Origin of the sequence: Kitasatospora sp. NPDC127035 (genome assembly GCF_042726075.1) — a bacterium.
Taxonomy (GTDB): Bacteria; Actinomycetota; Actinomycetes; order Streptomycetales; family Streptomycetaceae; genus Kitasatospora.
This window is the reverse complement of the sequence record NZ_JBHXDN010000030.1, coordinates 85,808-103,829: the sequence shown is the minus strand read 5'-3', so window position 1 is coordinate 103,829 and position 18,022 is coordinate 85,808. Positions and strand designations below refer to the sequence as shown.

General features: G+C 74.2%; 12 protein-coding genes and 1 pseudogene. 4 read left to right on the top strand and 9 right to left on the bottom strand.

The window, feature by feature from the left end; genetic code table 11:
- Together ACFWIC_RS21470 and ACFWIC_RS21465 are read left to right on the top strand one after the other, a co-directional pair.
- Nucleotides 1-95, top strand: a pseudogene (locus tag ACFWIC_RS21470) (ABC transporter ATP-binding protein); the annotation flags it as partial.
- A gap of 74 nt (nt 96-169) precedes the next feature.
- A complete protein-coding gene (locus ACFWIC_RS21465) occupies nt 170-2,728 on the top strand; it encodes an ABC transporter permease (protein WP_380519752.1) in 2,559 nt (852 codons plus the stop codon).
- 195 nt (nt 2,729-2,923) lie between these two features.
- Here the strand turns inward: ACFWIC_RS21465 and ACFWIC_RS21460 are convergent, their stop codons facing one another.
- From ACFWIC_RS21460 to ACFWIC_RS21440, 5 genes are all read right to left on the bottom strand, one after another.
- Nucleotides 2,924-3,589: an HNH endonuclease family protein gene (locus tag ACFWIC_RS21460; protein WP_355409242.1), complete on the bottom strand. Its 666-nt coding sequence runs from the start codon at nt 3,587-3,589 to the stop codon at nt 2,924-2,926.
- 227 nt (nt 3,590-3,816) lie between these two features.
- Nucleotides 3,817-4,668 (bottom strand): iron uptake transporter permease EfeU, encoded by an 852-nt coding sequence (gene efeU, locus ACFWIC_RS21455; RefSeq protein ID WP_380519751.1) that lies wholly within the window; start codon nt 4,666-4,668, stop codon nt 3,817-3,819.
- Nucleotides 4,669-4,712: 44 nt separating this feature from the next.
- The gene (gene efeB / locus ACFWIC_RS21450; RefSeq protein WP_380519750.1) at nt 4,713-6,053 is read right to left on the bottom strand and encodes an iron uptake transporter deferrochelatase/peroxidase subunit; all 1,341 of its coding nucleotides are present in this window, start codon (nt 6,051-6,053) and stop codon (nt 4,713-4,715) included.
- Nucleotides 6,054-6,190: 137 nt separating this feature from the next.
- Complete coding sequence (gene efeO / locus ACFWIC_RS21445; protein ID WP_380519749.1) at nt 6,191-7,330, bottom strand: iron uptake system protein EfeO; 1,140 nt, start codon at nt 7,328-7,330, stop codon at nt 6,191-6,193.
- Between the two features lie 384 nt (nt 7,331-7,714).
- A complete protein-coding gene (locus tag ACFWIC_RS21440; RefSeq protein ID WP_380519748.1) occupies nt 7,715-8,539 on the bottom strand; it encodes an ABC transporter ATP-binding protein in 825 nt (274 codons plus the stop codon).
- A 253-nt stretch (nt 8,540-8,792) separates the two neighbouring features.
- Here ACFWIC_RS21440 and ACFWIC_RS21435 point away from each other — a divergent pair, with 253 nt between their 5' ends.
- The gene (locus ACFWIC_RS21435; protein WP_380519747.1) at nt 8,793-11,024 is read left to right on the top strand and encodes an AMP-binding protein; all 2,232 of its coding nucleotides are present in this window, start codon (nt 8,793-8,795) and stop codon (nt 11,022-11,024) included.
- Nucleotides 11,025-11,074: 50 nt separating this feature from the next.
- On the opposite strand, the gene ACFWIC_RS21430 is transcribed toward ACFWIC_RS21435, so the two are convergent.
- On the bottom strand, nt 11,075-12,409 hold the full coding sequence (locus ACFWIC_RS21430) for a hypothetical protein (protein WP_380519746.1): 1,335 nt from the start codon (nt 12,407-12,409) through the stop codon (nt 11,075-11,077).
- Between the two features lie 225 nt (nt 12,410-12,634).
- Here ACFWIC_RS21430 and ACFWIC_RS21425 point away from each other — a divergent pair, with 225 nt between their 5' ends.
- The gene (locus ACFWIC_RS21425) at nt 12,635-14,227 is read left to right on the top strand and encodes a M4 family metallopeptidase (protein ID WP_380519745.1); all 1,593 of its coding nucleotides are present in this window, start codon (nt 12,635-12,637) and stop codon (nt 14,225-14,227) included.
- Between the two features lie 60 nt (nt 14,228-14,287).
- Here ACFWIC_RS21425 and ACFWIC_RS21420 read toward each other — a convergent pair whose 3' ends face one another.
- The 3 genes from ACFWIC_RS21420 to ACFWIC_RS21410 are packed head-to-tail and all read right to left on the bottom strand — an operon-like array spanning nt 14,288 to nt 18,020.
- Complete coding sequence (locus ACFWIC_RS21420) at nt 14,288-15,130, bottom strand: ECF transporter S component (protein WP_380361541.1); 843 nt, start codon at nt 15,128-15,130, stop codon at nt 14,288-14,290.
- A complete protein-coding gene (locus ACFWIC_RS21415) occupies nt 15,127-16,770 on the bottom strand; it encodes an ABC transporter ATP-binding protein (protein WP_380519744.1) in 1,644 nt (547 codons plus the stop codon). The genes ACFWIC_RS21420 and ACFWIC_RS21415 overlap by 4 nt, the downstream gene beginning before the upstream one ends.
- Complete coding sequence (locus tag ACFWIC_RS21410) at nt 16,767-18,020, bottom strand: energy-coupling factor transporter transmembrane component T (protein ID WP_380519743.1); 1,254 nt, start codon at nt 18,018-18,020, stop codon at nt 16,767-16,769. The genes ACFWIC_RS21415 and ACFWIC_RS21410 overlap by 4 nt, the downstream gene beginning before the upstream one ends.
- Nucleotides 18,021-18,022 lie beyond the last annotated feature (2 nt).

Genomic DNA, 18,022 nt, shown 5'->3' with positions numbered 1-18,022 from the left:
CCGACGGCCGCATCGTCGACGAACTCCACCAGCCCACCGCCGACACCGTCCTGGACCGCATGCGCCGCTTCGACGCCAAGGGCCGCACCAGCTGAGCCGGATCCCGGCCCACCCGCCCGGCGCCGCTCCGGCCTCCGTCCCCACGACCTTCCAGGACTGACACCACTCCATGTACCGCACCGCACTGCGCACCGTGCTGGCCCACAAGGGCCGACTGCTGATGACGACGCTCGCCGTCCTCCTCGGCACCGCCTTCGTGGCCGGCACCCTGGTCTTCACCGACACGCTCGGCAGCGCGCTCCGCTCCCAGAGCGCCAAGAGCTACACCGACATCACCGTGACCGTCAGCGACCGCTCCGCCGTCAGCAAGGGGTACGACCACGGCGGCGGCGCCGAGGCCGGCCCGGCCCTGTCCGAGGAGACGCGCGGGGCGATCGCCGCGCTGCCCGGCGCCGCCGAGGCCCGCGGCGTGGTCAGCGGCTTCGCCGGCATCGCCGACCGGAAGGGCGCACTGATCGGCAACGGCTTCTCCACCACCGGCACCAACTACGTGCCCGGCGCCGACGGCACCGACCCCCGCTACCCGCTGGTCGACGGACGCGGCCCGCGCGGCGCCGAGGAGATCGCGCTGGACGCCAGGACCGCCGAGAAGGGCGGCTACAAGGTCGGCGACACCGTCCGCGTCGCCGTCAACGGCCCGGTCATGGAGCTCCGGCTCACCGGCACCCTGCACACCAACGACCCGCGCGTCGTCTCCGGCGGATCGCTCGCCGCGTTCGACACCGCCACCGCCCAGCAGCTCTACCTGAGCCCCGGCCGGTTCGCCGAGATCGACGTCAGGGGCAGGCCCGGCGCCGACGACACCGCGCTGCTCGCCGCCGTGAAGCAGGCCGTGCCGCAGAGCGACTCCGTCGAGGCCCGGACCGGCCGCGAGCTCGCGGACGAGCAGGACCGGATGATCGCCGAGGGCACCAAGGGCCTCTCCACCGTCCTGCTGGGCTTCGCCGCCATCGCGCTCTTCGTCGGCATCTTCATCATCGCCAACACCTTCACCATGCTGGTCGCCCAGCGCACCAGGGAACTGGCCCTGCTGCGTGCCGTCGGCGCCAGCCGCAAGCAGATCACCCGCTCGGTGCTCGCCGAGGCACTGCTCGTCGGCCTCACCGCCTCGCTCGGCGGGCTGGTCGTCGGCATCGGCATCGCCACCGGACTGCGCGCCCTGCTCAACGGCCCCTTCGAGGCCAACCTGCCGGACGGCCCGCTGGTGATCGGCCCCTCCACGGTGCTCGGCTCCGTCGGCGTCGGCGTCGCGGTGACCGTGCTCGCCGCCTGGCTGCCCGCACGCCGTGCCTCGCGGATCGCCCCGGTCGCCGCGATGAGCTCCGCCGAGCAGCCCGCCACCCAGAAGTCCCTCGTGGTCCGCAACGTGATCGGCCTGCTGTTCGCCCTCGCCGGCGTGGGCGGCCTGCTGGCCGGCGCGGCCGGCAAGGAGGCCAAGCTGGTCGGCCTCGGCGCGGGTGCGCTGATGATCGGCGTCTTCGTCCTCACCCCGCTGCTCTCCCGGCCGCTGATCGCCCTGTTCGCCCCGCTGCTGCGCAGGCTCTACGGCACGCCCGGCAAGCTGGCCCGCGAGAACGCGGTGCGCAACCCGCGCCGCACCGCCGCCACCGCCTCCGCGCTCACCATCGGCGTCACCCTGATCACCGCGCTGACCGTGGTCGGCGCCTCGGTGAACAAGGCCGTCGACGAGGCCACCGCGAACGACCTCAAGGCCGACTACACCGTCGCCATGTCGAACTTCTCCATGCTCTCCCCCGAGGTCGCCCCCCAGATCGCCAGGATCCCCGGGCTCACCGCGACGAGCGTGATGCGCACCGTTCCCGTCAAGGCCGCCGAGGACGACACCTCGTGGCTCACCTCGGTGGACGCGGCCACCTTCGACCGGCTGGTCGACGTGAAGACCACCGAGGGTTCGGCCGACGCGCTCAAGCAGGGCAAGCTGCTGGCCGGCGCCGACTACGCCGCGCGGAACGGCCTCACCGTCGGCTCGACCCTGACCGGCACCTACCCGGACGGCAGCCCGGCCACCCTGACCGTCGGCGGCCTGATCGGGCACAGCACCGTGGTGTCCGGGCTGATCGCCCCCGAGAGCGTGGTCGGCCCGCACGCCGGCGCCGGCACCGGCCTGGACAAGGTGCTCGTCAAGGGCCCTGACGGCCCGGACGCCGCGCTCAAGCAGGCGCTGCGCGACGCCACCGGCGGCAACCCGCTGATCGCGGTCAAGGGCGACAAGGACATCAAGGCGGAGAACCGCGAGATGGTCTCCGCCGTGCTGAGCATGATGTACGGGCTGCTGGGCATGTCCGTGGTGATCGCGGTCCTGGGCGTGGTGAACACCATGGCGATGTCCGTGTTCGAGCGCCGCCGGGAGATCGGCATGCTGCGGGCGATCGGTCTGGACCGGCGCGGCATCGGCCGGATGGTCCGGCTGGAGTCCCTGATGATCGCCCTGTTCGGCGGCGTGGTCGGTGTGCTGCTCGGCATCGTCACCGCCTGGGCCGGCGTCCGGACCATGAAGGACGTGTTCAGGAACATCACCACGGTGGTGCCGCCGGTGCAGATCCTGGGCTTCCTGGTGGCCGCCGCGGTGATCGGCCTGCTGGCCGCGCTCTGGCCGGCCCGCCGGGCGGCCCGGACGGACATCCTGAGCGCGATCAAGAGCGACTAGCGCCGTCCGGTACCGCACGCACGGCGCCGCCCGCCGGGACTCCTCCCGGCGGGCGGCGCCGTCGTGATCGGCACTCTCGTGAGCGGCGCCGTCACGAGCGGTCTGTCGCGGCGGGCGGGGCGGTGGCGGGCGGCGCCGTGGCGGGCGGGGTGTTCCCGGCGGCTCCGGTGTGCGCCGCGCCGAGCGAACGTTTCCTCAGCAGCCGTTGAGGATCGAGGAGAGCGCGCTCTTCTCGGCGCTGTCCACGCTGAGGCCGTAGTAGTACTTCACCTGCACCCAGGCACGGGCGTAGGTGCACCGGTAGGAGGTCTGCGGCAGCCAGTGGGCCGGGTCCTGGTCGCCCTTGCTGCGGTTGGAGCTCGCCGAGACCGCGATCAGCTGCGGGCGGGTCAGGTCGTTCGCGAAGCCCTGGCGCTGGCCGGTGGTCCAGGCCCAGGCGCCGGAGCGCCAGGCCTCGGCGAGCGGCACCACGTGGTCGATGTCGAAGGACGAGGCGCTGGTGGTGCTGACGTTGTCGTAGACCGAGAACCAGGTGCCGCTGACGGAGGCGCACGCGGAGTCGGTGACGACGTTGCTGCCGTCCCGCTTGAGGACCGTCTCACGGGTGTTGCAGGTGCCGGAGACGGTGATCCAGTGCGGGAAGAGCGCCCGGTCGTAGGTGGAGGCGTGGGACTCGGCGGACACCGCGATCGAGGCGAGGTAGCTGCGCGCGGTGGCGGCGGAGACCGGGGTCGGCAGGGCCGCCCGGGCGGTGCCGGCGCCGGTCAGCAGGGTGACGAGGGCGAGCAGCAGGGCGCCGAGGGCGGCGGCCGGGGCGCGGCGGGGCAGGCGGGACGGACGGGGCACGGGTATCGCGGACATGGGGGACTCCTGAGTCGACGAGGGCAGGGGAAAGCCCCCGGGCGGAGCGGCCCGGGCTGCCGACCAGCATGCGGCCCCGGGGGTATACGCGGGTAGAGCCGGGAGGTGAACTTTTGAGCGGGCGTCAGCACCACACCCGTCCCGGCGGGCGCAGGAACGCCGAAGGCCCCGCCCGGCGGGTTGCCGGACGGGGCCTTCGAGGCCACCAGGTGGCCTGAACTCTTCGCTCAAACAGCCGAGTTGGCCGCTCCCGCGTTCGGCGCGGCAGGCTTGGTGCGGCGCCCGCCGAAGACGTTCAGGAAGATCGCCAGAGTCGGGACCAGGTAGGCCGCCCAGACCACGACCTGGAGGACCGTCGGGTCGGGCTGGAAGTTGAACACGCCCTTGAGGAGCGTGCCGTACCAGCTGTCCTTGGGGATGCCGGAGCTGATGTCGAAGGCGCGGCTGCGCAGGCCGGGGAGCCAGCCGGCCTCCTGGAGGTCGTGCACCCCGTAGGCCAGCACCCCGGCGGCGACCACCACCAGCATCGCGCCGGTCCAGGTGAAGAACCTCGCCAGGTTGATCCTCAACGCGCCCCGGTAGAACAGCCAGCCCAGGACCACCGCGGTCAACAGACCCAGCGCCGCACCGATGATCGGGTTGTAGCCGTCGTCGGTCGCCTGCACGGCCGACCAGATGAACAACGCCGTCTCCAGCCCCTCCCGCCCGACCGCCAGGAACGCGGTGACCACCAGGGCGGCCGTGCCCATCGCGAGCGCCGCGTCCAGCCTGCCGTGCAGCTCCGTCTTCAGGTGCCGGGCGGTGCGGCGCATCCAGAACACCATCCAGGTGACCAGACCCACCGCCACGATCGACAGCGTCCCGCCGAGGGCCTCCTGCGCCTCGAACGTCAGCTGCGTCGAGCCGTACTGGAGCACCGCGCCGAACGCCATGCTGAGGGCGACCGCCGCGCCGACGCCCGCCCACACCGGTGGGAGCTTGTCCCTGCGGCCGGTCCTGACGAGGTAGGCGATGAGAATGCACACGACGAGGCTGGCTTCCAGACCCTCGCGCAGGCCGATCAGATAGTTGCCGAACACGGCACCCTCCTCCGGAGGTTGTACAGGGGTGACGGGCGGAACGGTCAGCCGAGGAGGGCCTGGCCCCACCACTCACCGGGCTTGCGCACACCCGCCGGACAGGCGAAGTGCGCCGAACCGACGTGCTGGATGTACTCGTTCAGCGCATCCGACGCGGCGAGGCGCTGCTGCAGCGGGACGAACCCCGTACGGCTGTCCCGCTGGTAGGCCAGGAAGAACAGGCCCGCGTCCAGCCGCCCCAGCCCGTCCGTCCCGTCGGTGAAGGAGAACCCGCGCCGCAGGATCATGTGGCCGCCGTTCGAGTCCGGGTGCGCCAGGCGCACGTGGGCGTCCCCGGGCATGGCGTCCAGGTCCGGCGCGTCGTGCTCCCGGGCCTTCCCGTACGCGGCGCCCTCGCCCTTGGTGCGGCCGAAGACGTCCTCCTGCTCCTTGAGCGACGTACGGTCCCACGTCTCGATGTGCATCCGGATCCGCCGGGCGACCAGGTAGGAACCGCCGGTCATCCACTCCGGCCCCTCGCCGGGCGCCACCCAGACGTGCTGCGCCAGCGCGGCGGCGTCGGTGCCGGCGATGTTGTGGGTGCCGTCCTTGAAACCCATCATGTTGCGCGGTGTCTGCGCATCGGGCGTGGTGGAGGAGGTCTTGCCGAAACCCAGCTGCGACCAGCGGATGTTGACCGTCCCCATCCCGATGCGGGCCAGGTTGCGGATCGCGTGCACCGCCACCTGGGGGTCGTCGGCGCAGGCCTGGACACAGAGGTCCCCGCCGCTGCGCTGCGGATCGAGGTTGTCGCCCTTGAACCGGGGCAGGTCGATCAGCGCCTCGGGGCGCCGCGCCTTCAGCCCGAAGCGGTCCACACCGTCCTTGTCGAACAGGCCCGGACCGAAGCCGACGGTGAGGGTCAGCCGGGAGGCCGGCAGGCCCAGCGCCTCGCCGGTGTCGTCCGGCGGCGCCTGCGGCAGGCCGCTCGCCGCACCGCTGCCCACCTCGCGACCGCCGGTCATCGCCGCGGCGGCCCTGGTCCACTCCTTGAGCATCCGCACCAACGACTCGCGGGTCGCCGACGCGGAGACGTCGAAGGCCGCGAAGTGCAGCCGGTCCTGGACGGGGGTGGCGATCCCGGACTGGTGCTCCCCGAAGAACGCGACGTCCCCGCCCGCGGCGGCCGGCGCCGGGGCGTCCTCCTCCCGGCGGGTCGCGGCGGCCACCGAGCCGACGCCGGCCGCCCCCAGGGCGGCCCCCGCACCGGCCCAGCCGATCACCGCACGGCGGCTGAACCCGCCACCGGCGGCACCACCCGGCTCCCGGGCCCCGGGCTCGTCACCCCTGGGGGACGGCGTCCCGTGGTCCGGCGCCCCGTTCTGCTGCTCCTGCTCGGCGTCCATCGGCGGCGGACCCTTCTCTGTACGGGACTCGCGCCGTGGCGGCCGCGCGGGCCGCCACGGCGGCGGGGGGGGGGGGTGCGCGGTGCGGCGGCCCGGCCCGCCCGGGAAGCGGTGCGGGCGGGCCGCCGGGCCCGGCGCTATTCGGTGACGACCGCGGCGGCCAGCTTCGACAGCGGCTCGCCCAGCGCGTTGACCGCGTCGGAGAACGTCTTGCGCTCGGCCTCCGTGACCTTCTCGTACGAGGTGTAGGAGCCGTCGGCCTGCTTGTACTTGGCGAGCAGCGCCTCCAGGGCGGCGAACTCGGAGTCCAGCGTCTTCGCCAGCGCCGCGTCCTTCTCGGCGGCGACCGGCTTCAGCAGCTCGTACGCCTTCTTCGCGCCCTCGACGTTCGCGGCGAAGTCGGCCAGGTCGGTGTGGCTGTAGCGGTCCTCCTCGCCCGTCACCTTGCCGGTCGCGACCTCGTCCAGCAGTTCCTTGGCGCCGTTGGCCATGCCGGTCGCGGTGATCTCGGCCTCGGGGATCCGCTTCTGCCAGTCCTTCAGGTCGGCGACCAGCTGGTCCGCCAGCTTCTTCTCCGCGTCGCCGACCGCCGCGTCGGCCCAGAGCGACTTCTCCAGCTTGTGCCAGCCCGTCCACTCCTGACCCGGCTCCAGACCGTCCTCTCGGGTGTCGGTCTTCGGGTCCACGTCACCGAAGCTCTCCGCCACCGGCTCGGTCCGCTCCCAGCCCGTGCGCGAGGGGGCGTACAGCGACTTCGCCTTCTCCAGGTCGCCGCCCTTGATGGCGGCGGCGAACGCCTCCACGGCCGGAACGGTCGCGTCCGCCTGCTCCTGGGCGTACGTGCGGTACGCGTCGACGGCCGCCGTCAGACGGGGGTCGACCGCCGCCGCCGAGCCCTCGCCGGTCACGGTGATCTTCTGGCGGATGCCGTCGCCGACCATGCCCGGCTTGCAGGCGATCTCGTACGAACCGGCCTTGATCTCGGCGTTGACGGTCGCCTTGGTCCCGGGGCCGATGTTCTCCCGCTCGGTGACGATCTTGTCACCGGCCGCGTAGACGTAGACCTCCGTGGTCTTCGACCCCTTGTTGGCGATGTCGAGGACGATGTGACCGGCCGGGAACGTGGTCTTCGAGACCTCGCAGGCGGTGTCGGTGGCGTTCACCTTGACGGCGTCGGAGCCCGCCTTGTCGTCCTTCTTCTGCGAGCAGCCGGCCAGTGCGGCGGTCGCCACGGCGAGGGTGAGCAGCGTGGCTGCGGTGGAACGACGGGCGGACATGGGGGCTCCAGCGGGCAGGGCGTATGAGGGCAGGGCTGAGCGTGGACGAGGCAACGGCACGTGAGGCCCCCCGTCCACTTAGCTTAGGCATACCTTATGTACATCAGATTTCGCCGTCTACGCCCGGGACGGTAAAGAATAGGTAAGGCCGTCACCGCAGGTGAGAGCGGTCGCCCTGCGGGAAACCGGTCGGTACACCGATCGTTTCCGGCCAAGGGGGCTCACGGCCGGCTCCGTCACCGGGCGCACCGAGGCGGGCTGGGGCGCGCCCCCCGACGGCGCACGCCCGGCGCCCGGCCGGCCCGGCGCCCGGCCACACCGGCGCCCGGCCACCCCGGCGCCCGGCCGGCCCGGCGCCCACCGCCGCGGTGTGCCGGAGCGGCCTCAGCGCACCGGTGTGCGCCGGGCGGCGGCGCGCGCGGTCCAGCGGCCCTCGTGCCGGCTGATCCTGATCGGGTGGCCGAAGGTCGCGCTGACCAGCTCGGTCGTCATCGCCTCGTCGACCGGGCCGGCCGCGACCGTCTCCCCCTCCCGCAGCAGCAGCGCGTGCGTGGTCGACTCCGGCAGCTCCTCCAGGTGGTGGGTGACCAGCACGCTCGCCAGGTCCGGGTGCTGGTGGCGCAGCAGGTCCAGGCTGTCCAGCAGCAGCTCACGGGCGGTCAGGTCCAGCCCGGTGGCCGGCTCGTCCAGCAGGAGCAGGCGCGGACTGGGCATCAGCGCACGCGCGATCAGCGCCCGGCCGCGCTCGCCCTGGGAGAGGGTCGTCCACGGGGACTCCGCCGCCGCCGTCATGCCGAGCGTGTCGATCAGGTGCTCGGCGCGGTCCCGCTCCTCCGGACCGGGCTTGCGGTACAGGTCCGGCTCGATGGTGTTGGTCAGGCCGGTCAGCACCACCTCCCGCACGGTCAGCGGCGAGCGCAGCGGGTGGCGCGGGTTCACGTGGCCGAGGTGGGCGCGCAGCTCGCGGACGTCGACCCGGCCGAGCCGGCGACCGAGCACGTCCACCTCGCCCCGGGTCGGGTGGGAGACCGCGCCGAGCAGGGCGAGCAGGGTCGACTTGCCGGCGCCGTTGGGCCCGAGCAGGGCCCAGTGCTCGCCGGCCCGGATCTCCAGATCGATCCCGCGCAGCAGGTGGCGCCCGCCGCGGACGACGTCGACGCCACGGGTGCGCAGCAGCGGGCCGGCGAAGGAAGGATCGGGCGTGCTCATGGTGGGGGCCTCCGGGGGCGGGTGTCGGGCAGGGGCGCGGCCTCGGCGCCGTACCGGGCGGGCGCGACGCCGACCGTCCGCGTGCAGAGTACAACCGTCGGCCCCGCCACGGCCCTGCCGTCCGAGCCGTGGACACCGGCGCGACCCCGCACGCCCCTGTTCCGGAGGGGCAGTTGGCGGGAGTATCGGGGAACCGCGGAGGGCTTCTGCGCCGTCCCGCGAGGCAGCATCGGCACGGCGGAGGGGCGTATTCATGACAGGGACGGACGTACCGGTCGGGATCGGTTCGGGGCGGGCCGGGACGCTGCACGGACGGTTCGAGGAGCACACGCGGCGGACGCCCGACGCGGTCGCCGTCCGGTGCGCCGGGCGGGAGTTGAGCTACGCGGAGCTCGACGCCCGGGCCGACCGGCTGGCCCGTCACCTGGCGGCACGGGGTCTCACCCCGGGCCGGCGCGCCGCGGTGGCGTTCGGCCGCGGCACCGAGGTGTACGTCGCCCTGCTCGCCGTGCTGAAGACCGGCGCCGCGTACGTGCCGCTCGAACCGAGCGCGCCCGACCCGCTGCTCCGGCACGTCCTGGCCGAGGCCGACCCGGTACTCGTCGTCACCGAGGAGAGCCACCGGCTGCGGCTCTCCGACGCGGGCGCGCGCGCCCTGGTCTGCGTGGACCCGGCCGCGGCCGGGACCGCCGAACTGCCGGCCCTCTCCCCCACGGTGGCGGTCGGACCGGAGGACCCGGCGGTGGTCTTCACCACCTCGGGCACGACCGGTGCGCCCCGCTGCATACCGATCGAGCACCGCAACCTGCTGGCCCTGCACCGCGGGTGGCACGAGGTCTACGGGCTCTCCCCCGCCGACCGGATCCTGACCACGGCGAGCCTGGAGTTCGACGTCTTCACCTCCGACTGGGTCCGCGCGCTCTGCTCCGGCGCCACCCTGGTGGTCGCCCCGCGCAACCACACCCTCGACCGGAGCGCCGACATCGCCGACCTGCCCGCGCTGGTGGCCTCCGAGCGGATCACCGTGCTGGAGCTGAACGTCCGCACCGCGCGCCGGCTCACGGCCCACCTCGTCGCGTCCGACACCGCGGTCGGCGCGGTGCACGACGCGGTGGCCGGCGGCCCGCTCGGCGGCCTGCTGTCGGGCGTGCGGGTGCTCACCGTCGGCGCCGACAAGTTCTGGCTGGACGAGCACCTGATGCTGCGGCAGCTGCTCGGCCCGTCGACCCGGGTGATCAACGTCTACGGGCTGGCCGAGGCCGCCGTCGACAGCACCTGGTACGAACCGACGGGCCCCGGCGACGTAGCGGGGAGCGCCCAGGTCTCGCTCGTCGGCGTGCCGTTCCCCGGCGTCCGGGTCTACGTCCTCGGCCCCGACCGTGCCCCCGCGCCGCCGGGCACCCTCGGCGAGATCGCACTCGCCGGTGCGGGCCTCGGCCGCGGCTACCTCAACCACGCGGACGAGACCGCGCAGCGGTACGCCCACGTCGCGTACGACCCGGACGGCCGGGTGCTGCTCACCGGCGACTACGGCCGGCTCCGGCCGGACGGCGTCCTGGAGTTCGTCGCCCGCGCGTCGACCGCGCTCGGGGAGCCCGACCTCGCCCGCCCCGTCGGGACGGCGGTCACCCTGGCCGCCGAGGCCGCCGTCGCAGGCGTCGTGGCCCACGGCGTCGAGACGGCGGCCCGCGCCGAGGCCCTGCTGCGCGCGCACCCCGGCGTGCGGGAGGCGGTGGTCACCGTGGTCCAGGTGTCACCCACCCGCCGCGAGACGGTCGGCTACGCGGTCGTCGAGCCGGGCGCCACCGGCGTGGACGGCTGGTCGCTCACCTCCTACCTCGCCGACCGGCTGCCGGAACACGGAACGCCGGCCGCCGTGGTGCCGCTGACCGAGCTGCCGCGCACCCGGGCGGGCAAGCTGGACCACGGCGCGCTGCCGCTGCCCGCCCCCGCCGACCACACCGCGCCGCGCCGCGCCGTCGGCGCGAAGGGCGGCGGCGGCAAGGGCGGCGGACGGACCCGCAACACGGTCGAGGCCAGGGGGGTCGGCTGCGTCGGGGTCTTCGTGGCGCTGGCGTTCTCGGTCCTGGCCTGGGTCTTCACCGACGCGCTCTGGCCCGGTTCCACGGACGTCTCGGCGGTGCCCGCCCCGTACGACACCTACTTCCAGGTGCTGTACCTCTTCGAGTGGGGCTCGTTCGGCCTGGGCGTGGTGTGGCTGCTCGCGGGGCCCGGCGCGCTCGTCGAGCTCGGGCGGCCGTTCTGGCTCTCGGTGGCCACGTACCTGTCGGTGTTCTGGCTGCTGGCCTCCTGGTGGCCACAGGACAACATGTACCGGACCAGCGCGAAGGCGGACTGGTCCCGGCAGTCGCTGCTGGTCTACGTGTTCAACGTCGCGCTGATGGTCTCGGCCGCCGTCGTGGTCCGCTTCATGCTCTGGGATCCGCCCGCCCCGGTCCGGGACAAGCGGCGGGGCCGGCGGTAGGACGGGCGCACCGAGGGAGGCGCGCCGAGGGGGGCGTGCCGAACGGCGGGTCAGCGCAGGGCCTCGAACATCCGGCCCAGCGCGTGGTGCGCCGCGCCGACCAGCGCCTCCGCCGCGTCCAGCACCTCGACGCTGTGCGCGGCGAGCGCCAGACCGACGGTCGGCTCCGGCTCGTGGCCGGCCGTCACGATCAACGGCAGGACGGTCGCGCCGAGCCGGGCGCACCGCGGGCGCAGCCGGTCCAGGTGCGCGTACAGCGCCTCCTGGGAGAGCCGGGCGCCCAGCGGCATCGCGTCCAGCGTGCGGACCAGGTGGCCGGGCCCGCGCACCTCGTCCAGCCGCTGCCGCAGGACGAAGGCGACGGCCGGCCCGGTGAGCCGCAGGTTCACCTCGGTCGGGGCGGGCCGTCGGTCCCGGTCGGTGACGAAGTCCACGTCGAACCAGCCCCGGTGGCCGGCCGCGGCCAGCCGCTCCCCCACCGCCAGCCCGAACCGCTCGGCGGTCGCCGCCACCCCCGGCGGCACCACGCCCGGGCCGACCGTCACCCCCTGGTAGCGGGTGCCGTCCACGGCCATCTCCCCGGCGCCCACCGGGTGCACCCGCCCGTCGTCGCCGATCACGGCGTCGAAGGTGAGGTCGCGCAGCCGGTCCGAGCCGGCCGGTCCGCCGTCCACGAACTCCTCCAGCAGCAGGGCGCCGCCGGGCGGCAGCACCTCCTCCCGGACCAGCCGGCGGAGCAGTGCGCGGGCGCCGCCGGCCGCGAACACCTCCTGCGGGGTGGCCACGACGGTCCCGTACCCGCCCACGCCGTGTGGGCTCTTCACCACGGTGGTCAGACCCCGCGCCGCCCGGATCGTCAACCGGCGCGCGGCCCGGCGGGGGCCGTCCGCGTGCTCCTGGCGGGGCACCCGCACGCCTGGGTGGTCGGGGGCGAGCGCCGTGAACAGCTCGTGTGCGGCCGCCTTGGACTCGTACCGGCGCACCGCCGCCAGCTCCGGCCCCTCGCCCTGCGCGGCGGTCCGGCCCCAGACGAGGACCGGCTCGCCGCCGCGCGTGAGGCGTTCCGCGAGCGCCGGGCGCCGTTCCAGCGCCCGGGCCACCGTTTCGCCGGGTGCCACGCCGCTGTGCAGGTCGACCGGGCCCCAGGCCAACTCCCGGGCCAGCCAGTCGATCCAGTCCCGTTCGACCTCGGCCGGGAGCACCAGTGCCGCCGGCTCGGGGCTGTAGCAGGTCGCCATCCCGGCGTAGTGGTGCGCCTGCCGCAGCCGCCGCTCGCGCTGCGCCTGGTCCGTCCGCTCGTCGAGGAACTGCGCGTTGAAGTCGGCCACGTTGCCCACGTGCACGGCCCGGCGTCCGCCGGTCCAGGCCCCCACCCATCCGTCCATCCCGCGAGGGTACGGCCTCGGCGGGGCGTCCGCGACGGTTCCTCAGAGCGCGAGGAGCCCGGCGTCGGTGGTCGACGGTGCACGCAGGTCGAACGCACTCGATCATTTTTGATCAGTACAGGACACGACTTGGTCAAGAAATGGCGCCTCCTCTAGCTCAATCTGACTGACCACCGTCAACCTCGTGGCAGCTCCTTCCCTGCAGCTACCCCGACTGGAGTCAGAGTGAGCCCCATCTCCTCTTCCCGCCGCCTCCTCGCGGCCGGAGCCACCGCGGCCACCGCCGCCCTCCTCGCCGCCACCTTCACGGCCGGCACCGCCTCCGCCGCCCCCACCGGCCGTGACGCGGCGATCGACCGGGCCCGGTCCAACGTCGCCCACAACGCCGGCGTCTTCGGCTACGGCGACGGCCAGGACCTGGTGGTCAGGGACGTCGTCCTGGACGCCGACGGCACCCAGCACGTCCGCTTCGACCGCACCTACCTCGGCCTGCCCGTCGTCGGCGGCGACCTGGTGGTCCACCAGGACGCCCGCGGCCGGCTCAAGGACTCCTCCCGCGCCGCCGCCCACGACGCCGCCGTGGCCTCGATCGTCCCCAAGGTCCCCGCCCAGCTCACCGCCGGCCGCGCACTCGAAGCAGCCCCGGGCGTGGCCGACGCCACCAGCAGCCCCGAACTGGTCGTCTGGGCCGCCGACGGCACCCCCCGCCTCGCCTGGCGCACCACCGTCCGGGGCACCGGCGAGCACGGCCAGCCCGCCGGCCGCGTCGTCGTCACCGACGCCCGCAGCGGCGAGCAGATCGAGTCCTACGACTCCGAGCACCAGGCCGCAGGCACCGGACACTCCGAGTACACCGGCGACATCACCGTCGACACCACCCCGCAGTCCGGCGGCTACGCCCTGATCGACCCCCTGCGCGGCCACCGGACCAGGGACGCGCGCAACGCCGGCGCCGGCTCGATCACCCCCACCTCCGGCACCCTCTTCACCGACGCCGACAACGTCTGGGGCGACGGCAGGAAGTTCTCCACCGACCGCGCCACCGCCGCCGTCGACGCCCACGCCAACACCGCCCTGACGTACGACTACTACAAGAGCGTCTTCGCCCGCAACGGCATCAGGAACGACGGCAAGGGTGCCACCGTCTTCGTCCACGTCGGCACCAAGTGGGACAACGCCCAGTGGTCCGACACCTGCTTCTGCATGCTGACCGGCGACGGCGACGGCAGCGTCGACCCCGAACAGGTCGACCTCGACACCATGGGCCACGAGATGACCCACGGCGTCACCAGCGCCACCGCCAACCTCCGCTACAGCGGCGAGTCCGGCGGCCTCAACGAGGCGACCTCGGACATCTTCGGCACCATGGTCGAGTGGTACGCCGACAACACCGTCGACAAGCCGGACTACCTGTTCAGCGACCAGTCCACCCCGCCGTGGCTGCGCCGCTTCGACAAGCCCTCACTGGACGGATCGTCCGCCGACTGCTGGACGAAGAAGGTCGGCCAGCTCGACGTCCACCACTCCTCCGGCGTCGGCAACCACTGGTTCTTCCTGGCCAGCGAGGGCAGCGGAACCAGGACCGTCAAGGGCGTCACCTACACCAGCCCGACCTGCAACGGCTCCAGCGTCACCGGCGTCGGCAACCAGAAGATCGCCAAAATCTGGTACCGCGCGCTCACCGTCTACATGACGTCCACCACCGACTACAAGGGCGCCCGCGCCGCGTCGCTGAACGCCGCCGGTGACCTGTACGGGCTCAACAGCCCCGAGTACCGGGCGGTCGCGGCCGCCTGGAGCGCCGTCTCCGTCGGCTGACCCCGGCCCCGGCACCCACGGCCCGCCGCCCCGGCAGGGGTGGCGGGCCGGCTCTCCCGTTCAGGAGGGTGCCGTTCCGGCCGGCCGGGCGGCGGCCCCTGCCGTCGGGGCGCCGCCGCCCGGGCCCTCGAACCGCACGGTCGGCTCGAAGTTGGCACGGCGGGCCGCGCGGCGGAAGACGGTGAGGACGGCCGGACCGACCACGAGGACGGCGACGAAGGTGGTCACCGCCCGGCCGGTGTCCCAGCCGAGCGAGGTGGCCAGGTCGAACAGCAGGTAGCGGTGCCACTGTTCGGTGAAGGGCAGCCCGGGCAGGTAGGCGATCGAGCTGTTCGGGTCGGTCGCGAACGGCCAGAACGAGAGGTTCAGCAGGAAGCCGAAGAGGTACCCGGAGAAGGCGCCGTAGCCGGCCAGCACCAGGACCTCCCATCGGCGCGGCAGCTTGGGGAGCAGGCCGGCGAGCATGCCCACGAAGGCGCAGCCGAACATCTGGTAGGGCATCCAGGGGCCGACCCCGCCGGTCAGGAGGGCGGACGCGAACAGGGAGGTGCAGCCGAGCGTGAAGCCGAAGCCGGGACCGAAGACCCGGCCGGCGAGGACGAGGACGAAGAAGACCGTCTCCACCCCGGCCGTCCCGGCGCCGAGCGGGCGCAGGCCCGCGTTGACGGCCGACAGGACACCGAGCATGGCGAGGGCCTTGGCGTCGATGCCGCCGGCCGAGATCTCCGCGATCACGACGGCGAGCACCAGGATCAGCAGGGCACCGAAGATCAGCGGCGGGGCGTAGGAGGAACCGAACGTCCCCGGGGCGACGACGAAGGGCCAGGTGAAGGCGACGAGGCCGATGAAGGCGGCCAGCGCCACCACGACCCGGGCCCGGCCGGGTATCCGGACGGCGGTCACCGGGCGGCCTCCACCGGTGCGAGGGCTGCGGCGACCTGGCGTGTGGTCAGGTACGGCAGCGGGGCGAGGATCTTCGCGGTCTGGGGCGCGAAGGTGGGCGAGGCGACGATGACCTCGGCGGTGGGACCGTCCGCGACGATCTCGCCCTCGGCCATCACCACCACCCGGTCGGCCGCGCCGGCGACGAACTCGACGTCGTGGGTGGAGACCACCACGGTGCGGCCCTCGGCGGCGAGGGCGTCGACGATGCCGGTCAGCGCCTCCTTCGCGTGGTAGTCGAGCCCTCGGGTGGGTTCGTCCAGCAGCACCACCCTGGGGGCGGCGGCCAGCTGGATCGCGAGGACCAGGGCCAGCTTCTGGCCTTCGGAGAGGTCCCGGGGGTGGGCCCCGTCGGGGATCCCGGGGGCGAGGCGGTCGAGGATCCGCCGTGCGGTCGGCCCCTCGGCGGACGCGGCCTCCTGGTCGCTCTGGGCGAGTTCCTGGGCCACGGACTCCAGGTAGAGCAGGTCGGTGGGGGTCTGCGGGACGAGCCCGACCAACTGCCGGGCCTCGGCAGCGGGGAGGCGTTTGGGGTCCTTCGGCGGCTCGCCGCCGGCCCGGGCGACCTTCACGCTGCCGCCCTGCCGGGGGCCGGAGCCCTGGAGCGCCCAGAGCAGGGACGACTTCCCGGAGCCGTTGCGCCCCATCAGCGCGGTCACCTCCCCGGCCCTCAGGTCCAGGGCGACCTCCCGGACGGCGGCCACCTGGCCGTAGCGCACCACGATCCGTTCGGCGCTCAACACGGTCTCCCCGGCGCCGGGTTCGTGGCGAGGTGCCGGGGCGGGAAGCGCGGCCAGGCGCTCCCGCAGGGGGCCGGCGGCCCTGCGGGCGTCGCGGACGGAGAGCGGCAGCGGGCTCCAGCCGGCCAGCCGGCCGAGGCCGACCACGGGCGGAGCGGTCGCGGTGTGCCGGAACACCTCGGCGGGCGGCCCGTGCACGACGGTGCCGTCACCGGGCAGGTAGGCGACCCGGTCGGCGTACTGGACGACGCGCTCCAGCCGGTGCTCCGCGAGCAGGACGGTCACCCCGAGGTCGTGCACCAGCCGGGTGATCGCGGCGAGGACCTCCTCGGCGGCGGTCGGGTCGAGCGCGGAGGTGGGCTCGTCCAGCACCAGGACGCGGGGGTGCGCGGTCAGCACGGATCCGATGGCGACCCGCTGTTGCTGGCCGCCGGAGAGCTCGTACAGCGCACGGTGGCGCAGGTCGGCCAGGCCCAGCAGGTCGAGGGTCTCCTCGACGCGCTTGCGCATCACGTCCGGGGGCACGGCCAGCTGCTCCATGGCGTAGGCGAGCTCCTCCTCGACCGTGTCGGTGACGAAGCCGGCCAACGGGTCCTGCCCCACCACGCCGACCACGTCGGCCAGTTCGCGCGGCGGGTGGTGGGCGGTGTCACGCCCGTCCACCGTCACCCGGCCGCGCAGGGTGCCGCCGGTGAAGTGCGGCACGAGACCGTTCACGGCGCCGAGCAGGGTGGACTTGCCGACCCCGGTGCGGCCGACCACCAGGCAGAGCTCGCCCTCCGGGACGTGGAGGTCGACGTCCCGGAGTACCGGGTCGGTCCCGCCGTCGTACACCACGCCGACCTGGTCGAATCGGATCACTTGGTCACCTCGGTGTGCGGGCGGGCGGTGCTGTCGGTACGGACGGCGCTCCTCGTCGCGCCGGGCGGGCGCTGCCCCGGTACGGCGCCCGGTCCCGGCACGGCACCGGGTCCGGACGGGCGGCCGGAGGGCGGCGAGATCACCCCGGCGGCGCCGGCCAACAGCAGCGCGACCACCGGGACGAGCGGCAGGCTGGGCCAACTCAGCGGATACAGCGAGGGGTTGAGATCGGTGGCGTCGTAGCCGACCGTCCCGAACAGCAGGACGGCGGCGGCCACACCGCACCCGGCGACACCCCATTCGGCGGCCAGCCAGCGGTCCGGCCGATAGGTGGTGCGCCTGACCCGCCGGCCGCCGAGCGCCAGACCCGCCGCGCAGAGCCCGGCGCCCGCGAGCAGCGCGGGCAGTCCCAGCGCGGCGGGGGCGGTGCCGTCCAGGAGCCCGTAGACCCCGGCGCAGAGGCCGCACATGCCGGCCAGCATGAGGGCGCCGGTGGCCCGGCGGGAGCCTCGGGTGGCGGTGCCGGCGCGCCCGTAGCCGCGCGAGTCCATCGCGGCGGCCAGGTGCAGCGAGCGCTCCAGCGCGTCCTCCAGCACCGGGACGACGATGCTGCGCAGCGCGCGGACGCCCTTGCTCTGCCCGGCACGCAACCGCCGTGCCCGGGTGACGCGTTGGACGCTCTGCACGAGCTGCGGCGCGACGCTGAGCGACACCGTCACGGCCACCCCGAGCTCGTACAGGGCCCCGGGCAGGACACGCAGCGCCCGCTTGGGGTTGGCCAGGGTGTTGGCGGCGCCGATGCAGCAGAGCAGGCAGGCCAGGCGCAGCCCGTCGAAGGCCGCGGAGAGGGTGGCCTCCAGGGAGACCGGGCCGCCGATCCGGATGCCCGCGTACCAGGCGGGCGTCGGGATGTGCGGGAGGGAGAAGAGCAGGTGGTCGTGCGGGGTGATGCCGGTGGCGAAGACGCACCGGAAGACCACCCGGATCGCCACGACGGTCAGGGCCAGCCACAGGTAGTACTTGAACCCCCGGGCCCACGGGGCCTCGGTGCGACGGGCGGTGACCACGTAGCCGAGGACGGCGAGGACGAGGAGGAGCAGCAGCGGGTTGGTGGTGCGGCTGGCCGCGGTCGCCAGGGCCAGGGCCCAGATCCACCACGCCAGGGGGTGGAGGTCGCGCGGGCTGCGCCGGCCCCCCGCGGCCCGCCCGGGGGCGGACTGCGGGGGGCCGGTGCGGTGCTTGTCGGGCATGC

Excerpts from the sequence above, each read along its gene's own strand:
- ACFWIC_RS21465 (WP_380519752.1), top strand. The coding sequence starts at position 170 with ATGTACCGCACCGCACTGCGCACCGTGCTGGCCCACAAGGGCCGACTG.
- ACFWIC_RS21460 (WP_355409242.1), bottom strand. The coding sequence starts at position 3,589 with ATGTCCGCGATACCCGTGCCCCGTCCGTCCCGCCTGCCCCGCCGCGCC.
- efeB (WP_380519750.1), bottom strand. The coding sequence starts at position 6,053 with ATGGACGCCGAGCAGGAGCAGCAGAACGGGGCGCCGGACCACGGGACG.
- efeO (WP_380519749.1), bottom strand. The coding sequence starts at position 7,330 with ATGTCCGCCCGTCGTTCCACCGCAGCCACGCTGCTCACCCTCGCCGTG.
- ACFWIC_RS21440 (WP_380519748.1), bottom strand. The coding sequence starts at position 8,539 with ATGAGCACGCCCGATCCTTCCTTCGCCGGCCCGCTGCTGCGCACCCGT.
- ACFWIC_RS21435 (WP_380519747.1), top strand. The coding sequence starts at position 8,793 with ATGACAGGGACGGACGTACCGGTCGGGATCGGTTCGGGGCGGGCCGGG.
- ACFWIC_RS21430 (WP_380519746.1), bottom strand. The coding sequence starts at position 12,409 with ATGGACGGATGGGTGGGGGCCTGGACCGGCGGACGCCGGGCCGTGCAC.
- ACFWIC_RS21410 (WP_380519743.1), bottom strand. The coding sequence starts at position 18,020 with ATGCCCGACAAGCACCGCACCGGCCCCCCGCAGTCCGCCCCCGGGCGG.